We start from the raw sequence: 16,176 nt of genomic DNA, 5'->3' as shown, positions 1-16,176 counted from the left end.
TATTATTTTTATTTTTTTTTTAGTTTTTGGAGTAGCTCATTGTTGACAAATTTGTGAAAAATCAGAAGATAAAAACATATTATGTGGCTTGTTGGTGATAGGATGAGTTTAATTTATGAATACGGGGAAAGAAAAGAAGCTAAAGGTAAGCTAGAGGGTTTTCGTGAAGGTTTTCGTGAGATTCTGTTGTGTCTTGTTAATTCGGGTGATTCTCTTAGTGAAATTTCACAAAAAACAGGAAAATCAATTGAGGAATTAGAAGATATTCTAGTTGATTAATTGATATTTTCACGTATATTATCTATGAAGCTTCTCTCTTCTAGTTTGATTATTTTTGTAATTTTGTATGATTTTTTAATTCTTATTACATCACCGCTGAATACTTCCATGGATATTCCATCATACACCACATATGAAGAGGTATTTTCTCTAAGCTCTGTTATTTTAATTTCAACTGTGGAATCTTTTGAAAGTATGACGCTACGGTTTAAAACTGTGTGTGGCGCAATCGGTGTTAATGTAAGTATGTTTGCCGTTGGATCAACTATTGGTCCTCCGCAGGAGAGATTATATGCAGTTGAGCCTGTGGGAGTGCATACCAATATACCGTCTGCTGTATATGAATTGATTAATTTTCCATTAATTATTGCATCAAATCTAACGACACCAAATGCATTTTTTGAAATTGCTATTTCATTGAGGCTTTCCGGTATTTTAATTACATCTCCATTTTTTTTAATGACTTCACCTTCAAGCATAATTCTATCTTCAATGTGATATTTTCCATCTAAAATATTGGTGAATGCCTTTTTAATATTTATGGGAGATATTTCGGTTAGATATCCCAGTGTTCCAGTGTTGATGCCTACAATTGGCTTTCCGGTTGATAGTCTTGCGGATTTAAGGAAAGTTCCATCTCCTCCGATTGAGATTATCATATCTGCATCGTTAATGTCATTGGTAATTTCAATTTTTAGTTCTTTAAATATTTCTATTACTTTTTGTTTGGTGTCCAAAGCAATTTGTCTTGTGTCATCAGCATTAATGTAGGCTTTCATGATTTTAGATATGTCGAATATTCATTAAAAAATTTACTATCGAAATGCTTTAAGGAACAATCGATAATTCAAATGGTTGATATTAAAAACTATTTTTAAAATTGGCGTGTTATTAAAATTATAAAAGAAAAAGCATAAAATAAGTAGTTATTACTGTTAAATCTACATCACAAAATAAAAAAATAGGATTATAGGTTGAGTTCGTCAGCACCTATAACTTGAATTGTCATATTTTTAACAAATTCCTCTGTATCTTCAGAGAAGTTTAAAAAATGTGGTGAAGCCATGTGTCTTTTTAAAGCATCTAAAGATTCCCATTTTTCAACAAAAGTTAATGTATCTTTGTCAATAGGTTTTAACAATTGATAATCAATATTACCTTCTTCAAGTAAAGATTCATCTATCAATTCTTTTGAAACTTCAATAATGCTATCTTGGCAACCATTTTTAGGTTCAATATTTGCTAAAACAAGTATGAAATCCATAACTACTCACCTAGTATTTGTTATGAATAATTATATTTTCATATTATTAAAGCTATTCTATTTTATTTTTCAAAAAATACATTAATTAAAAAACAAATATATTATATCATATTAAAATTTGGAGAAAAACGATGATATATTCAACAGAAATTGAAAACATGTGTCTTGTTCGCAAAGGTGCAAATCATGACCCTGCTCCAATTCCTGAAGAGGGAAAATGGGTAAAAGCAAAACAAATTGGAGATATTTCCGGTTTTACCCATGGTATAGGCTGGTGCGCCCCGCAACAAGGATGCTGTAAATTAACATTAAACGTTAAGGAAGGTATTATTGAAGAGGCATTGGTTGAAACTTTGGGATGTTCAGGCATGACCCATTCAGCTGCAATGGCTGGAGAGATACTTGTCGGCAAAACAATTCTTGAAGCTTTAAACACAGACCTTGTTTGTGATGCAATCAATACTGCAATGCGTGAATTATTCTTACAGATTGTTTATGGAAGAACCCAATCCGCATTTTCAGAAGGTGGTCTTCAGATTGGTGCCGGACTTGAGGATTTGGGAAAAGGTCACAGAAGCCAAATAGGAACAATCTATTCAACAAAAGAGAAAGGTCCAAGATATCTGGAACTCACAGAAGGATACATTACAGAAATTGGACTTGATGAGGATGATGAAATCATCGGATACAAATACATCAACCTGGGAGTAATGCTTGACTTTATCAAGGATGGCGTTGACCCATTGGAAGCAATAGAAAAGGCAACCGGCCAATATGGAAGATTCGATGATGCTGTTAAAAAAATAGACCCTAGAAAGGAGTGATATTATGAGTTTATTTGAAAGTTATGAAAGAAGAATCGATCAAATCATTCCTGTTTTAGAAAAATATGATATTAAAGACCTTGAGGAAGCTAAGCAAATTTGTTTGGATAAAGGTTTTGACCCATATGACATCGTAAAAGGCGTTCAGCCAATCTGTTTTGAAAATGCATGCTGGGCATATACTTTAGGAGCGGCAATAGCTATTAAAACAGATTGCAAGAAAGCATCTGATGCTGCAAAGGCAATCGGTGAAGGACTTCAGGCATTCTGCATTCCTGGAAGTGTAGCGGATGACAGAAAAGTAGGTCTTGGACATGGAAACCTCGCTTCAATGCTTTTAAGTGATGAAAGTGAATGTTTTGCATTTCTTGCAGGTCATGAAAGTTTTGCAGCAGCTGAAGGAGCAATAGGTATTGCAAATTCCGCAAATGAAGTAAGAGAAAAGCCGTTAAGGGTTATTTTAAACGGTCTTGGAAAAGATGCTGCATTAATCATTTCAAGAATAAACGGATTCACTCATGTTGAAACTGAATTTGATTACTTTACAGGAGAAGTAAAAGTCGTCAAAGAAAAGGCATATTCTGATGGTGAAAGAGCAAAAGTCAGATGCTACGGTGCTGATGATGTGCGTGAAGGTGTTGCAATCATGCATTTGGAAGGTGTTGATGTATCTATCACTGGTAATTCAACCAATCCGACACGTTTCCAACACCCAGTAGCCGGAACATACAAAAAGGAATGTATCCTGCAAGGTAAAAAATACTTCTCAGTTGCATCTGGCGGTGGAACAGGAAGAACCCTACACCCAGACAACATGGCGGCAGGGCCTGCATCCTATGGTATGACAGATACTTTAGGAAGAATGCACTCCGATGCACAGTTTGCCGGTTCATCTTCAGTTCCTGCTCACGTTGAAATGATGGGACTGATTGGTATGGGAAACAACCCAATGGTCGGTGCATCCGTAGCGGTTGCAGTGGCCGTTGAAAAGGCAATGAAAAAATAGGGGATTTTATCCCTTTTAATTATTTTTTTTTGGAAGTTATTATCATGGCTACTATGTGGGGTTTGGCAGTTCGTGGAATCTGTGAATTCAATGGAAAGTATTTGCTTTTAAAAATAAGATCAAAGTCTGCTCATGATGCCGGAAGATGGGAAATTCCTGGAGGTAAAGTCAAAAAATGTGAATATTTTGACAATGCCCTTAAAAGGGAATACCTTGAAGAAACAGGTCTTGAAGTTGATGTAGATTCACTTATGAATGTAGTTAGAAAGGATTATACTGCCTGCAAAACCAATGAGGAAGTAAAATCAATCCAGCTGATTATGAAAGTAACCTGCCAGAGTGATGAAGTTACTATTAGTGAAGAACATGATGATTATGGATGGTTCAGCTGGGATGAAGTTGAGGATATGATTTCTAAAGGAATGTTAACTCCACCTGCAGTTGAAGCATTCTCTAAAAAATAAGAATTTTTAAACCGTGACAATTTGTCACAATTTAATCTATTTTTAATAATTTAGCAGCATTTTCATAAAAAATTTGTGAACGCTCTTTTTTGGTTAAGTCAATTTTATTGAAGTATGCCATTTCGCTATCAGATTCCCACATGGGATAATCTGTGCCCCATAATACCTTATCAGTACCGTATGCATGAATCAGTTCCAGTGCAGTTTCGGGTGTTAGGGCATAAAGGCTTGAACTTAAATCAACATATAAATTTGGTGTGCCTGCAAGTTGGCTGGTTGCATCTTCCCACATGCTCCATCCAGCAAAGTGGGCTCCAATGAATGGAATTTCTGGAAATTGGTCTAAAAATGGTTTAATCTGTTCGGGATTTGAATAATTGTATCTGAAGTCTCCGCAGTGAACCTGCATTGGAACTTTGGCTTCGCTTATGACTTCACCAATTTTAAATGCACGATCTTCATTCATTGCAAACTGCTGAAAATCAGGATGCAGTTTTACTCCCTTAAGGCCAAGTTCAATTAGGTGGTCAAAATCGCCCTGTATGTCTTCACTATCCGGATGAAGGGTTCCAAAACCACTGAATAGGTCAGGATGTGTGTTAACAGCTTCAGCAATAAATTCATTAATTGATTTGACTTGCTTTGGTGTTGTTGCAACGGAATGGACCAGATAGTGTGTTACCCCAACCTCATTTCCGTCTCTTATCAAATCATCGAGTTTTCCATTTAAAGACATGTCCAAATCATAAAAGTCTCTGATTCCTAAAACTGCTTTTTCCGCTATTTTTTCCGGATAAATATGACAATGTGCATTTATAATTTTTTGCATATAATTAAACCACCTAAATATTACATTAAAATATTAGCAATCAATTAATAAATAGTTATCTTAAAAATTAATGTCCAATTTTTAGGAGTAGTGGTTAATATAATTTTTCACCACTATACTCATTTTCTTCGGTGTATATTCTTATCATCCTGTCAATCAAATCATCATACATCAACCTATGGCCAACAGCACCTCCATCAGGTATCTTGACATTGTTCAAACTTAAGTCTGAAAATTCTCCGCTGTTGTTTATGATGTACCACATTCCATGAGGAGTATATATGAACAGTTCTCCTTCACCCTTTTCAAATCCGTTTTTGAAACTGTCTTCTGGGTCATACATTTTTGTGGAATGGACTGCAAGTCTTGAGAGATCCTGTTCAGGCCGAGTTCCTGTTCTTTCGAATAGCATTTTGAGCCATTCATATGATTTGTCCTTGAGATTTGTCTTTTTAATGGGATCTGCAAAGGCTTCCTTTACCTTGTTCTGTCTTTTTTCGAGAGTATTTGTAATTCCAAGTATTTCCTCTACTTTGGGAACGTCACTTTCAAGACATCTCCATCCTTCAGGCCTTCCTGTTACCTGGACATTGCCCTCTACAAAATCCATTCTCTTGAATTTTCTGAAATACGGTTTTACCTTTTCGAATTCCTCATCAGGTATTTTTTGATTTAATCCATAAAGATAACCGTATTCGTTAGCATCGTAGCATTTGGTTTCTAGCTTAAGTTCCTGTTCTGCCATAATTTCACCTAGTTTATGTTATATTAAATTTTTAAATTATATAAAAATTCGTAAGTTATTTTTATTTTAACTCACAATATATTACTATGGTAAAAGTAAGTATTATGGGGTCAACTGGAGTAATAGGTAAAAATGTGGCTTTTACCCTTGCAAGAGCAGATACAGTTGATGAAATTGTTTTGTTTGCAAGACCGGAAAGTGTCGAGAAGGCTAGGGGCGAATCATTTGATATGTATGACGCACTGGCTGCAGAAGACATTGACTGCAAGTTAACACCATCTTCTGATTTTGATGATTTGAAAAATTCTGCTATTGTGCTTATTACTGCAGGAATTCCTCGTGAAGAAGGGATGAACAGACGTGATTTGGCAATTCCAAATGCTAAAATTGTAGATGATTATGCACGTGAAATTGCCAATCATGCTCCAGATTCCATTATTTTAATTGCAACTAATCCTGTAGATGTCATGACAACCGTTGCACTTAAGGCATCAGGATTTGATAAGAAGAAAGTTATAGGAATTGGTAACCACCTGGATTCTTTAAGGCTGAAAACATATTTCTCAAGACAGATTAACATCAACAGTTCTGAGGTTCACACCCGTGTTATCGGTGAGCATGGTGACCATATGGTTCCACTATTAAGTTCAACCACAATAGGCGGTATTCCTTTAAAATATTTCGTAAAGGCTGTGGACATGGAGGTTCCAAGACTTGTAAATAGGCTTAAAAAGGCAGGAAATACTATCATTTCTAAAAAGGGAGCTACTGAGTATGGTCCGTCATATGCAATCTCGAATCTTATTTCAACAATAATCGCTGATTCTCATAAGGTTCTGACTGTTTCCAATTATTTGGAAGGGGAAGTCGGTGATGTTTATGATGTATCCTTGGGAGTGCCGGCAGTTTTGTCTAAAAAGGGAATTGCCATGATTGTTCCTATTCATATGAATGACTTTGAACTTCATGAATTTAGGGAAGCTGCAAAAGCTGTTAAGGAAGTTACGAATGAGGTTTTAAATTCTTTAAATGGAGATTAAGGAGTTATGTTCAATTTTATTAATAAATGGACAGAATCAAGTCTGATATTAAAGATAGTCATTGGTCTTATTATAGGTGCTATATTGGGAGTTGTAGTACCCCAATGGGAAATCATTGGATTTCTGGGTGAACTGTTTGTAAGTGCCCTTAAGTCAATTGCTCCTCTTTTGGTATTTGTTTTAGTATCTTCGGCTATATCAAAAGCAAGAAGCGGTATTGGAGATAGGTTTAAAACTGTAATTGTTCTTTATCTCTTCAGTACATTTTTATCTGCAGTTGTAGCTGTGTTTGGAAGTTACTTGTTTCCTGTAACTATTCACCTTTCAGCAGCAAGTACTGCAACCGCTCCTGGAGGTCTTGGAGAAGTGATGAGCTCAATGATTTTGGGCATATTTTCAAATCCTATAGAGCTTTTGTCCGAAGGCCAGTATTTGGGAATTCTCTTCTGGTCAATAGTATTCGGAATTGCTCTTAAATCAGTTGCAAGCGACAATACCAAAGAGGTTTTGACAGACTGCGCCGATGCGGTAACTAAAATCGTTAGAGGAATAATCCAATTCGCACCTATAGGTATTATGGGTTTGGTTTTCACTTCAGTTTCTGAAAGCGGTCTTGGAATATTTACACAGTATGGCCAGCTCATTGCACTTTTGGTTGGATGCATTGCATTTGTTGCTTTTGTAACAGATCCAATCATTTCAGCTGTCGCTACCCGCAGAAACCCATATCCTCTTGTATTTACATGTTTGAGGGAAAGTGGAATTACAGCATTTTTCTCAAGAAGTTCCGCTGCAAACATTCCGGTCAATATGCAATTGTGCGAACGCCTTGGCCTTGACAGAAACTTCTTTTCAATAAGCATTCCACTTGGTTCAACTATCAACATGGAGGGTGCAGCCGTTACAATCACAGTTATGACTCTTGCGGTATGCCACACTATGGGAATTGTAGTTCCTCTTCCTGTCACACTTGCATTGTGTCTTATTTCAACATTAGGTGCATGTGGAGCATCCGGTGTAGCAGGAGGATCACTTTTACTTATTCCTATGGCATGTTCACTGTTTGGAATAGGTGTAGATGTGTCCATGCAGGCGGTTGCTGTAGGATTCATAATTGGAGTCATCCAGGATTCATGTGAAACAGCACTTAACTCAGCCGGTGACGCACTGTTTTCAGCAACGGCGGAATATCATGACAGAATGAAACGTGGAGAGCCGGTAAATTATCTGGGAGAATTTGCAAAATGAAATTGGTAGTTCAAAGAGTTGCCCATGCCAGTGTGGAAGTCGAGGGTAAAATAACAGGAAAAATCGATGAGGGGCTTATGGTTTTGGTGGGCTTCGGTGAAAATGACAGTGAAAAGGAAGCCGATTATCTTGCCCGTAAGGTATCCAAACTCAGAGTATTTCCTGATGATGACGGCAAAATGAACAGATCTTTGCTTGACATCAAAGGCAAACTTTTACTTGTTCCTCAATTCACATTATATGGGAAGGTTAAAAAGTATAGGCCTTCATTTCACAGGGCCATGTCTCCCGATAGGGCTACAGAACTTTTTGATTATTTCACTGAAAAATGCAGGGAATATGTGGAAGTCGAAACAGGAGTTTTCGGTGCGTTCATGAAAGTCGATTTGCTGAACAATGGGCCTGTAACCATAATTCTAGAAAAGGATTTTGAAGATTAGTAACACGATATATACGAAACTTTAAAAAGTCTTATGATATAATAATTATTGATGGATATTTAATTTCGAATGGAATTGCAAAAATCTATGGAAATTAAAGAAAGTAAATAATAGTATATCTATGATTTAATACAATCAGTAGAAAAATTGTGAAGGTGATTGAATGTCAAAAAAGTGTCCTGAATGCGGTGAGAGAGTACCGAATCTAGCGCATTATTGCGGCAATTGCGGTTATGATTTTTTTGATAAGAATGAATCAAAACAGCCAATCTCAACAAATGTGGGCAGTATGCTTCCAGACGGCAAGTTGCTTTTTGTTTTGATAGCTATTGTAATTATTGTTGCTGCGGGAGTTGTTCTTTCTGTGACTCTTGGTGGAAACCAGCAGGCAAGTGAAGACAACCAGCATGAAGTTGATTTGACCATTACTGAAGTCAATGGATACTCCAGTAGTTCGGCTTCTCCAATGAGTTACTCATTATACACAGATGCAATATTTAATAAAGTGCCTTCAAATTTAAAGGGTTATAATATTAAGACAACCTATTATGATGAAAATGATACTGTAATCGGTGAGGAAATCGAGACATTGTCAAATGTCTATTATGATACAGACTATTCAATAACTTTCGGTTATTACACAACATATAAAAAACCAAATCCTGATCATGTTACTGTAGAAATTATTAAGGAAGGTAAGACAATAGATTCCTTTACCTCAAAAATAGACCAAGGAAAAATTAAATTTTTAAATTAAGGTGATAAAATGGCGGAATTTTCATTGGATATTGATGAAATAAAAAATGATGTTGAAACAACAATAAAAGAGGAAGAAATAAAATTGGAAAACTCCAATCTGAAAAATCAGGCAGAACAAAATGCTACTGCTATTTTTGACGCTGATTTAAATAATCCTCAAGAAAGGGAAAGTATTTTAAAGCCTCTGGACAACTTCGGTATGTCTGACATGTCAAAGTCAGCGTCTAGAAATGAAATGTTGGCTACAAGATTTGTCGATTTGTCTAAAGGGGGCAAGGATGCAGACAATATTGGAGACAAGTTATCTGAATTGGACAGGCAAATGAAGGATTTGGATCCAAGTAAAATTGATTTTACCAAAAAGGGAGTTTTGGGAAACTTGCTGAATCCTGTTAGAAAATACTTTGATAAATACGAAAAGGCGGAAGTTGCTATTTCAAACATCATAAAATCATTGGACAACAGTGCTAAAGTACTTCAAAATGACAATACCACTCTTTTGAATGAAGAAAATTACTTGAGAGAAGTTACAAATAAGCTTCTGGCAGACATTGAGCTTGGTAAGAAAATGGATGAATCCATTGAAGCGCAAATCCAGCAGGCAGAATTAAATGATGTATCACCTGACAAAATCGCATATGTCCGTGAGGAAATCCTTTTCCCTCTAAGACAAAGAATTATGGACATGCAGCAAATGATAGTTGTAAACCAACAGGGAATTGTATCTCTCAATGTAATCAGAAGAAACAACAAGGAACTTATCCGTGGAGTTAACCGTGCTAAAAACGTTACAGTTTCCGCTTTAAGAACAGGTGTTATGGTTGCAAGTGCACTGTATGACCAAAAGCTTGTAATGGATAAAATCACCATATTAAATGAAACAACCGAAAACATCATAGAAACAACTTCACACATGCTTAAGGAACAGGGAAGCGAAATTCAAAAGCACAGTGCTGAGGCCATGATATCTCCTGACGTGTTAAAGGCATCATTTGCAGAAGCGCTTCAGGCCATTGAAGATGTAAGCACATATAAGGAACAGGCACTTCCTAAAATGAAGGAAACAATTAATCTGTTCTCAAACATGGCTGAAGACGGACAGAAAGTTGTTGATAAAATTGAAACTACAAACAGCAGTTTAATTGAATAGATTCAAAATAATTCATTTGGAACAATCCTTGCTTAAAAACATAGGTAAGGATTCCCAACTTATATTAAGTTTCATTGATATCATGAATAAAAAGATTAAGATAGTAATAATAATCATTTTTGTATTGATTATAGGCTATGGAGTTTTTTACCTTACGGATTACTATCCTGCTCAAAAAACAGCAACAGACTATCTTAACGGTACAGATGATGTTAATGTGTCAAAGGTATCAAAGGGATTGTTTTTGGATGGAAAAGGAAATGACACGGCATTGATTTTTTATCCGGGAGCCAAAGTAGAATATACTTCATATTTGCCGATGGTTAGCCAATTGGCAAGTGAAGGCATTGACTGTTATCTGGTTGTAATGCCATTTAACATTGCATTTTTCGGCCAGAACAGTGCCGATGAGATTATCGCAAATTCAAACTATGACCATTATTTCATAGCAGGTCACTCATTGGGAGGGGTAGTCGCTTCATCATATATAAACAAATCAGACAATATTGATGGATTAATATTGCTTGCCGCATATCCTACACAGCAAATCACCAAGCCTGTTCTCTCAGTGTATGGATCTAACGACCAATTATTGAATATTGATTCATACAATGAATCCAAACAGTTAATGAAAAACAATTTCACAGAATTTGTAATCGATGGCGGCAATCATGCACAGTTTGCTTTCTATGGAAATCAATCAGGTGATGGGTTAGCTAATGTCACAGCGGAAAGCCAGCAAAATCAGACTGTTCATGAGATATTGGATTTCATCAATTCATTCATCTAAGAGATGCCTGTAATATTTTTAACATACGGAATTTTATTCAATATCCATAGAATCATCACGGAAATTATCAATGTAATAATAACCAATAGTGGAATCCATACTATTGAGTTTTGAACTGTCAGATCAATGTAGGAAGAAAGGAATAACTTTATATTGAACAGGACAAGATAATGGCAGAGATAAATTCCGTAGCTGTATTTGCTTAGGGATATAATTATATTCCCATATTTATCTTCTATTTTTTTGAATATTTCAGTTTTTGAGAGGTATTTGAACATTAGGAATATGCACACGGAAATTGTTAGAATCTGTATTGTGAAATAGCCGAGATATGTAAAGTGGTTTTTTGCAATTGAAGTTGGAATCACATAAAAGCAGATGTATGAGATATATAATAATGCAGACAATATGGCGGCTATTATTGCCAACATGGCAGGTTTAACTTTATTTTCTGCGAAATTTGTATTTACAAGCCAATATCCGATTATTGCAAAGGTTATAAATGAAATGTAATAGCTTAAAAGTAGGCTATAGTATGCAGAGCCGAAGATGTGCTGCTGAAACATGATTATATATGCTACAGACAGTATTGCCAGCGCTCCAATGAATTTTTTATCAAAACCTTCTCTTTTTTTATTTCCATATTCCATGATTTTGTTGATGATGAATACTCCAATATATACGATGATAATCATCCAGACAAACCAGAATGTAACTCCCATTGTTCCACCATGGCCAAAGAATATATCCAGACCATGATTGATATCAATGGAATGTTTGATATTGATAAATGAATAAGTGATGGATATTATTGCCCAAAAAATGAAGGGAATCAATATCCTAGACAATCTCTTTTTGAAAAAGTGTATCAAAGAATCTCTTTTTCCAATAAGCAATGCTCCACTCAGCATTACAAATATTGGTACAGAAAAATCCCTTAAGCAATCGTAAAATGCTGAGAAATAGAAATTGGGAGTTCCCATATCTTTTACAACATAGATTATTGATGCATGACAAAAAATTATCCCTATTATTGCCATTACTCTCAGCACATCAAAATAAAAGATTCTTTCAGATTTATTCATAAAATTATATTTGTAATAAATTATAAATTAAGTTTTATGATAGGAAACGATTGGGATTTAGCTTTAGAAGATGAATTTAAAAAGGATTATTTTTTAAAAATAATGGATTTTGTTGATGAGGAATATGGTCAAAAAACCGTTTATCCGCCTTATGATGACATATTCAATGCCTTCAAGTTCACTCCTTTAAGTGATGTGAAGGTTGTCATTTTAGGTCAGGACCCCTATCATGAAGAGGGCCAGGCACATGGGCTTGCCTTTTCAACACCCGACGGCAGACCCATTCCAAGATCTCTAAAAAACATCTTTAAGGAAATCAATGCTGAATATGGATGCCCTATTCCCACTTCAGGATGTCTTGAGGATTGGGCAAAGCAGGGAGTATTTCTTTTGAATACGGTTTTAACCGTTGAGGCAGGAAATGCAAACTCCCACAGCAAATGTGGCTGGCAGACATTTACGGACAGGGTTATTGATATTCTAAACGAGCAATCCCAACCTATTGTTTTCATGTTATGGGGAAAACAGGCAGAAAAGAAAAAGGAATTGATTACAAATCAAAATCATCTTGTTTTGATAACTTCCCATCCGTCTCCATTTTCGGCAAGACGTGGATTTTTGGGATCAAATCACTTTAGATTGGCGAATGAATTTCTAAAAGAAAACTGTTTGGATGAAATAGAATGGGGATTGAAATGAACTTTAAAAAATTGATTTTAATAACAGGTATTGTTTTCGTGCTGTTTTCAACATTGGCTATGGTCAGTGCAGACGATTCATATTCCATCTCTCAGGCAAACATCGATTTGACTGTGGGAAATAACGGACTGCTTCATGTTGGAGAATCATATGTCTACAATTTTGATGGAACATTCAATGGTGTCTATAGGGACATCCCTCTAAAGGAAGGTGAAAGCATTGCAAACGTTAAGGTTTCAGCAGAAGGAGCATATCCTGTTTTGCAGCAGACCACAGAGGACGGCATGGAACATCTTAAGATATATCTTTATGCGGATCCCGCCCACACACAAAAGATCAGTGACTGCACAGTTAAGGTTTACATTGAATATGATATGGTGAATGTAGTCACTGTTTTCAATGATGTTGCAGCCCTTCAGTTTAAATTGTGGGGTGAAGAATGGGATGTTGGTGTTGGGGAGGTCATTGCACATGTGGAACTTCCTAACGGTTCCGGAAATGAGTATTATCTCAATCCCGATGACCTTACAGTTTCAAGTTCTCTTGAAGGCAATGCAATAGATGCGGATTCTGATTCCATTTCCCAAGGCAATTATTATGAACTGCTTGTTTTGATGCCTGTCGACGATTTTTCATCCTCTCCATATGCAAAGCATGTGGATGAAAACGGTCGTGAAATGATTTTAAAGAATTTGGAGGATAGCAAAAATTCAAAAAACTTCTGGGATACTGTCTCATTGGTCTTGGAAGTTATAGCATTAGTATTCGTTCCGTTTACGCTTGCGGGAACTTATTTCAAATATGGAAGGGAACCTAAGGTGGAATATGATGGATTATATGAAAGGGAACCTCCAACCGATGATTCTCCTGCTGTTGTAAATGCGATGATTGATAATTCAACATTTGGTGAACCTAATATCAAAGGTTTTGAAGCTACAATAATGGATCTGATTGACCGGAAAGTATTTTCGATTAAAAAGGATAATGAAAATCTATTTCTGAGCGTTAATGAAAGTAATGAGCAACTTGACGATGGTGAAAAAATAGTCGTGAAGATTTTGTCTCATTTTGCAAACAATGGTGTTTTAAACCTGTCCAAATTGGAGGATAGGATGGACAGCAAAAGCAATGCAGAATGGTTTATGAATCAGTTTGACAACTGGAAGGAAGCTGTTGAAAACGAATATCTAAACGATGAGGTCAAATCCAGGTATTTTGATGATACAGGATCTGTAATTGCATCTTTGGTTAGTCTTTTGGGCATTGGAATGGGCATATTATTCTTTATAATTTTTATCTTTTTTGATTTTGAGGAATCAGGATTGCTTTTGGGAATTGGAATTGTCGTTGCCGTCTTTTCATATTTCATCTTAAATAGGCGTGATGATATTTTTGGAAGATGGACAAAAGAAGGCCGTATCATCTATCTGAAGTGGATGAACTTCAAGAAATTTTTAAAGGATAACAGTTTAATCAATGAACACCCTCCGGAATCAATAGTTGTTTGGAAAAAGTATCTGATTTATGCAACCTCTCTTGGAGTAGCTGAAAGCGTTGAAAAGTCCATGAATCTCCACATACCTAATGTCAATGAATATGATGATGGAGTATTCATGTATCACTACTATGGATACCATACATTCTATAATTCTTATGACAATGCGGGCAGTACAAATTCTTCAGATTCCTCAGGATTCGGTAGCGTTGGTGGGGGATCAGGTGGTGGAGGCGGAGGAGCATTCTAGTTCCTAATTAATTACTCCAACACTAAATCCATTTGTTCCAACGGAGAAAAATGAATGGTGGCTGCTGTCAGTAGGATAGTCAATCCGCTGTGATTCAATTGCATTCACAATCAAATAATTGTCATATTCATCTTTTAGTATGGAATAGAACTCTTCATGAGAATATGAGGAAGGCGAACAGGATTTTACAATCTCTTCAATTTCAGGAGTAATATTGTGTCCTATCCAGGTAATGTAGTAGAACTCTTCACCTGAAGAAAACCACAATATTGATTTGTTTTTATCATCGTACCTGTCAAAATAGGTAAAATGAATTGCGTCATGGCCGGATACGTTAACCTTTTTTTCAGGATACTTTTCAACAAAATAGCCGTAAAGGCTCATTAGATTTGGATTAACATATCTTATTGAAAAGACGCTTATGTCTTCATCAAATTCATAGATGTTGAAGTCGCTTTTGTAGGGATTTTCATATTGGGGAGGTATCTTGAATGTTTCATAACCTACATTTGCTGTTGTCCAATTTGAGGAATCTGCAGCACTGACTGAGCTGATTAAAAACAATAATGCTAATGAAAATATGAAGACTTTCCTAATCATGGTAATAGTATGTGATAAAGATATTTAAATAACTATCTCATAGTCAACTTTTCTATTGTCTCTCATTCTGGAGTCCATATCCACCAAATCATAAACCAGGGGATTTGCAATAAGCATCATCCAGATTTCATATGTGGTTTTAACGAAATCATCATTTAATTTGATGTGGTCATGCACAATAGGGCATTTGTATGGAAATTCTGACTCGTCAAAAATCAGATGAAACTCACCCTTTTTGTTTAGGTGGGGTATAAGTGGAAATGTTCTGCATTGAATAGGTCGGATTGATCTGTCACATTTCGGAGGATTGGTGCATTTTACAAGATATATCTGTCCTTTCCATGAGTGAGGATATTTGATTTCTGATGAATCTATGTAGTAAAGTTCAAAATCAGGGGAATCCTCATACATAAGCTCCTCGCCCGGAAGCAGGTAAAGTGCCAACTCCTCGTTTCTGTAGTCTTCGGCATCATAAACGCAGCATACTTCACCACAGAGCTTTCCACAATCAAAATCAACAGGTGTGACACTGTCGAGCCTTTCATAAATTCTTTCAATTGACCTTTTCATTTCGCCGGCTGTAATTTCCATAAGTTTAGTATTTATTTTAAAAAATATAAATGTTATAACTGATGAATTTACCAATAAACATTATCATAGGAAATGGAATATCTCTTGTTGCAGGAATTTTTCTTGTTTTGAGCATGGTTATAAACAATGAAAAGGAAGCATACAAGTATCAGTTTTTGAATGCTTTTGTGTTGATGATTTCTTCCGTTTTCTTTTTTTCCTGGACAGGTGTGACCACAATGGCTATTGCGGCTACAAGAAACATGATGGTCTACAAGGACAGGCTGACATTTAACTGGGCAGTCTTTTTTATTGTATTGTCGGTAGTTTTGGGTTTGCTGGTAAATACTATGGGTTTTATAGGATTGCTTCCTATAATAGCAATAGTTCAAATCACAATATGCAACTATGTGCTTAAGCAAATAAAATGGATAAAACTTAGCTTTATAGTAAACGAGTTCTTCTACATTGTTTATTTCTTGGCTATATTGGATTTTTCATCTTCAATAATAGAAATAGCAACTGCAGTCATCGGACTGGTGTCTTTTTTCAAACTAATGTGGGACGAACATCACACTAATGCCAGTTAGTTTTATTAATAATGCAAAATAATGTAAAAATAATATTAAATTCGGTAAA

Annotated in this window: 20 protein-coding genes; 13 read left to right on the top strand and 7 right to left on the bottom strand. The window is 35.8% G+C overall.

Annotation, left to right across the window (positions count from 1 at the left end; translation table 11 throughout):
• Positions 1-102 precede the first annotated feature (102 nt).
• Positions 103-279 carry a hypothetical protein gene (locus IJF99_RS09330; RefSeq protein WP_292793165.1) on the top strand — a complete coding sequence of 59 codons (177 nt, stop codon included), beginning with the start codon at positions 103-105 and terminating at the stop codon, positions 277-279.
• Here the strand turns inward: IJF99_RS09330 and IJF99_RS09325 are convergent.
• Together IJF99_RS09325 and IJF99_RS09320 are read right to left on the bottom strand one after the other, a co-directional pair.
• Positions 276-1,058, bottom strand: a complete 783-nt coding sequence (locus IJF99_RS09325) for an NAD(+)/NADH kinase (protein ID WP_292793167.1) — start codon at positions 1,056-1,058, stop codon at positions 276-278. The genes IJF99_RS09330 and IJF99_RS09325 overlap by 4 nt on opposite strands.
• Before the next feature lie 188 nt (positions 1,059-1,246).
• On the bottom strand, positions 1,247-1,543 hold the full coding sequence (locus IJF99_RS09320; protein ID WP_292793169.1) for an antibiotic biosynthesis monooxygenase family protein: 297 nt from the start codon (positions 1,541-1,543) through the stop codon (positions 1,247-1,249).
• A 131-nt stretch (positions 1,544-1,674) separates the two neighbouring features.
• Between IJF99_RS09320 and IJF99_RS09315 the strand changes: the two genes are divergently transcribed.
• The 3 genes from IJF99_RS09315 to IJF99_RS09305 are packed head-to-tail and all read left to right on the top strand — an operon-like array spanning position 1,675 to position 3,837.
• The gene (locus IJF99_RS09315; protein WP_292793171.1) at positions 1,675-2,367 is read left to right on the top strand and encodes a hypothetical protein; all 693 of its coding nucleotides are present in this window, start codon (positions 1,675-1,677) and stop codon (positions 2,365-2,367) included.
• 4 nt (positions 2,368-2,371) lie between these two features.
• Entirely contained in the window at positions 2,372-3,373 is a 1,002-nt protein-coding gene (locus IJF99_RS09310) for a GGGtGRT protein (protein ID WP_292793173.1), read from the top strand.
• 44 nt (positions 3,374-3,417) lie between these two features.
• The gene (locus IJF99_RS09305; RefSeq protein ID WP_292793175.1) at positions 3,418-3,837 is read left to right on the top strand and encodes an NUDIX domain-containing protein; all 420 of its coding nucleotides are present in this window, start codon (positions 3,418-3,420) and stop codon (positions 3,835-3,837) included.
• 31 nt (positions 3,838-3,868) lie between these two features.
• Here IJF99_RS09305 and IJF99_RS09300 read toward each other — a convergent pair whose 3' ends face one another.
• Both IJF99_RS09300 and IJF99_RS09295 read right to left on the bottom strand, forming a co-directional pair.
• Positions 3,869-4,666 (bottom strand): amidohydrolase family protein, encoded by a 798-nt coding sequence (locus IJF99_RS09300; RefSeq protein ID WP_292793177.1) that lies wholly within the window; start codon positions 4,664-4,666, stop codon positions 3,869-3,871.
• Positions 4,667-4,760: 94 nt separating this feature from the next.
• Positions 4,761-5,411, bottom strand: coding sequence for a hypothetical protein (locus IJF99_RS09295; RefSeq protein ID WP_292793179.1), 651 nt, complete (start codon positions 5,409-5,411; stop codon positions 4,761-4,763).
• 86 nt (positions 5,412-5,497) lie between these two features.
• On the opposite strand from IJF99_RS09295, the gene IJF99_RS09290 reads away from it, so the two are divergent.
• From IJF99_RS09290 to IJF99_RS09265, 6 genes are all read left to right on the top strand, one after another.
• Positions 5,498-6,451: a malate dehydrogenase gene (locus IJF99_RS09290; protein WP_292793181.1), complete on the top strand. Its 954-nt coding sequence runs from the start codon at positions 5,498-5,500 to the stop codon at positions 6,449-6,451.
• A gap of 6 nt (positions 6,452-6,457) precedes the next feature.
• Positions 6,458-7,699, top strand: a complete 1,242-nt coding sequence (gene sstT / locus IJF99_RS09285) for a serine/threonine transporter SstT (RefSeq protein WP_292793183.1) — start codon at positions 6,458-6,460, stop codon at positions 7,697-7,699.
• Complete coding sequence (gene dtd, locus IJF99_RS09280; RefSeq protein ID WP_292793185.1) at positions 7,696-8,139, top strand: D-aminoacyl-tRNA deacylase; 444 nt, start codon at positions 7,696-7,698, stop codon at positions 8,137-8,139. Before sstT ends, dtd begins: the two co-directional genes overlap by 4 nt.
• Positions 8,140-8,302: 163 nt before the next feature.
• Positions 8,303-8,896, top strand: coding sequence for a hypothetical protein (locus IJF99_RS09275; protein ID WP_292793187.1), 594 nt, complete (start codon positions 8,303-8,305; stop codon positions 8,894-8,896).
• 9 nt (positions 8,897-8,905) lie between these two features.
• Positions 8,906-10,048 carry a toxic anion resistance protein gene (locus tag IJF99_RS09270; RefSeq protein WP_292793189.1) on the top strand — a complete coding sequence of 381 codons (1,143 nt, stop codon included), beginning with the start codon at positions 8,906-8,908 and terminating at the stop codon, positions 10,046-10,048.
• 82 nt (positions 10,049-10,130) lie between these two features.
• Positions 10,131-10,838, top strand: coding sequence for an alpha/beta hydrolase (locus IJF99_RS09265; protein ID WP_292793191.1), 708 nt, complete (start codon positions 10,131-10,133; stop codon positions 10,836-10,838).
• Here IJF99_RS09265 and IJF99_RS09260 read toward each other — a convergent pair.
• Entirely contained in the window at positions 10,835-11,923 is a 1,089-nt protein-coding gene (locus IJF99_RS09260) for an acyltransferase (protein ID WP_292793193.1), read from the bottom strand. The two genes, IJF99_RS09265 and IJF99_RS09260, sit on opposite strands and share 4 nt — an antisense overlap.
• A gap of 36 nt (positions 11,924-11,959) precedes the next feature.
• Here IJF99_RS09260 and ung point away from each other — a divergent pair, with 36 nt between their 5' ends.
• Positions 11,960-12,622, top strand: coding sequence for a uracil-DNA glycosylase (ung, locus tag IJF99_RS09255; RefSeq protein WP_292793195.1), 663 nt, complete (start codon positions 11,960-11,962; stop codon positions 12,620-12,622).
• Positions 12,619-14,367, top strand: coding sequence for a DUF2207 domain-containing protein (locus IJF99_RS09250; RefSeq protein ID WP_292793197.1), 1,749 nt, complete (start codon positions 12,619-12,621; stop codon positions 14,365-14,367). The genes ung and IJF99_RS09250 overlap by 4 nt, the downstream gene beginning before the upstream one ends.
• A 3-nt stretch (positions 14,368-14,370) precedes the next feature.
• Here the strand turns inward: IJF99_RS09250 and IJF99_RS09245 are convergent, their stop codons facing one another.
• Positions 14,371-14,967 carry a hypothetical protein gene (locus tag IJF99_RS09245; protein ID WP_292793199.1) on the bottom strand — a complete coding sequence of 199 codons (597 nt, stop codon included), beginning with the start codon at positions 14,965-14,967 and terminating at the stop codon, positions 14,371-14,373.
• A 24-nt stretch (positions 14,968-14,991) separates the two neighbouring features.
• Positions 14,992-15,558 (bottom strand): hypothetical protein, encoded by a 567-nt coding sequence (locus tag IJF99_RS09240; RefSeq protein ID WP_292793201.1) that lies wholly within the window; start codon positions 15,556-15,558, stop codon positions 14,992-14,994.
• 41 nt (positions 15,559-15,599) lie between these two features.
• Between IJF99_RS09240 and IJF99_RS09235 the strand changes: the two genes are divergently transcribed.
• Positions 15,600-16,127: a YgjV family protein gene (locus IJF99_RS09235; protein ID WP_292793203.1), complete on the top strand. Its 528-nt coding sequence runs from the start codon at positions 15,600-15,602 to the stop codon at positions 16,125-16,127.
• The last annotated feature ends 49 nt before the right edge of the window (positions 16,128-16,176 follow it).

It is taken from the genome of Methanobrevibacter sp., assembly GCF_017406825.1.
Taxonomy (GTDB): Archaea; Methanobacteriota; Methanobacteria; order Methanobacteriales; family Methanobacteriaceae; genus Methanocatella.
Note: the sequence above shows the minus strand (reverse complement) of the source record. Positions and strands in the feature narration are given on the sequence as shown.

Bases quoted from the DNA above. Each gene is read 5' to 3' on its own strand.
- IJF99_RS09330 (WP_292793165.1), top strand. From the start codon at position 103: ATGAGTTTAATTTATGAATACGGGGAAAGAAAAGAAGCTAAAGGTAAG.
- IJF99_RS09325 (WP_292793167.1), bottom strand. From the start codon at position 1,058: ATGAAAGCCTACATTAATGCTGATGACACAAGACAAATTGCTTTGGAC.
- IJF99_RS09320 (WP_292793169.1), bottom strand. From the start codon at position 1,543: ATGGATTTCATACTTGTTTTAGCAAATATTGAACCTAAAAATGGTTGC.
- IJF99_RS09315 (WP_292793171.1), top strand. From the start codon at position 1,675: ATGATATATTCAACAGAAATTGAAAACATGTGTCTTGTTCGCAAAGGT.
- IJF99_RS09310 (WP_292793173.1), top strand. From the start codon at position 2,372: ATGAGTTTATTTGAAAGTTATGAAAGAAGAATCGATCAAATCATTCCT.
- IJF99_RS09305 (WP_292793175.1), top strand. From the start codon at position 3,418: ATGGCTACTATGTGGGGTTTGGCAGTTCGTGGAATCTGTGAATTCAAT.
- IJF99_RS09300 (WP_292793177.1), bottom strand. From the start codon at position 4,666: ATGCAAAAAATTATAAATGCACATTGTCATATTTATCCGGAAAAAATA.
- IJF99_RS09295 (WP_292793179.1), bottom strand. From the start codon at position 5,411: ATGGCAGAACAGGAACTTAAGCTAGAAACCAAATGCTACGATGCTAAC.
- IJF99_RS09290 (WP_292793181.1), top strand. From the start codon at position 5,498: ATGGTAAAAGTAAGTATTATGGGGTCAACTGGAGTAATAGGTAAAAAT.
- sstT (WP_292793183.1), top strand. From the start codon at position 6,458: ATGTTCAATTTTATTAATAAATGGACAGAATCAAGTCTGATATTAAAG.
- dtd (WP_292793185.1), top strand. From the start codon at position 7,696: ATGAAATTGGTAGTTCAAAGAGTTGCCCATGCCAGTGTGGAAGTCGAG.
- IJF99_RS09275 (WP_292793187.1), top strand. From the start codon at position 8,303: ATGTCAAAAAAGTGTCCTGAATGCGGTGAGAGAGTACCGAATCTAGCG.
- IJF99_RS09270 (WP_292793189.1), top strand. From the start codon at position 8,906: ATGGCGGAATTTTCATTGGATATTGATGAAATAAAAAATGATGTTGAA.
- IJF99_RS09265 (WP_292793191.1), top strand. From the start codon at position 10,131: ATGAATAAAAAGATTAAGATAGTAATAATAATCATTTTTGTATTGATT.
- IJF99_RS09260 (WP_292793193.1), bottom strand. From the start codon at position 11,923: ATGAATAAATCTGAAAGAATCTTTTATTTTGATGTGCTGAGAGTAATG.
- ung (WP_292793195.1), top strand. From the start codon at position 11,960: ATGATAGGAAACGATTGGGATTTAGCTTTAGAAGATGAATTTAAAAAG.
- IJF99_RS09250 (WP_292793197.1), top strand. From the start codon at position 12,619: ATGAACTTTAAAAAATTGATTTTAATAACAGGTATTGTTTTCGTGCTG.
- IJF99_RS09245 (WP_292793199.1), bottom strand. From the start codon at position 14,967: ATGATTAGGAAAGTCTTCATATTTTCATTAGCATTATTGTTTTTAATC.
- IJF99_RS09240 (WP_292793201.1), bottom strand. From the start codon at position 15,558: ATGGAAATTACAGCCGGCGAAATGAAAAGGTCAATTGAAAGAATTTAT.
- IJF99_RS09235 (WP_292793203.1), top strand. From the start codon at position 15,600: ATGAATTTACCAATAAACATTATCATAGGAAATGGAATATCTCTTGTT.